Below are 474 nucleotides of genomic sequence, written 5' to 3' on the forward strand. Positions count from 1 at the left end.
GTTGATGGCGCATATCGGCCTCGCCCTGCATTTCAGACGGGAGGCCGATGATTACCGCAAGCAGTTGACGGCGGCGCGTTTCATCGACGTCATCCGGGAGAATTCCGTCGCCAGCCGCAACACCGCCGACGCCTTCCTCAAGGAGATGCTGCATTACAATTTCATCGAGCACCTGCCGGCAACACAGGACGGCCGCATCCGCCCCATTCAGCCAACGGTGAACACGCTGGAGACGGTTGCCGGCTGGATGATGGCGCACCTGCACACGCTGGACAGTCTCGACGGTGCGAACCGTCTGGCGACGTTTCTGGAGCGGCCCGATGCTCTCGCCAGGGTGCAGCCGCTGGTGGCCGACGGCCTGATCTCCTCCAGCCCCGTGCGCGAGCCCAGGCAGACCTTTTCGCTGTTCACCTGGCTCAACAATGGCGGCGTCGTCATGGACTGGCTGATATCGGGCGTCGATCCCGACCATGC

1 pseudogene is annotated in these 474 nt (G+C 63.5%); it reads left to right on the forward strand.

Features of this window, described 5'->3' with window-relative positions:
• Positions 1-474: pseudogene (locus tag EOB49_RS34710) on the forward strand (hypothetical protein); the annotation flags it as partial.

This window comes from Mesorhizobium sp. M7A.F.Ca.MR.148.00.0.0, assembly GCF_003997735.1.
GTDB lineage: Bacteria > Pseudomonadota > Alphaproteobacteria > Rhizobiales > Rhizobiaceae > Mesorhizobium.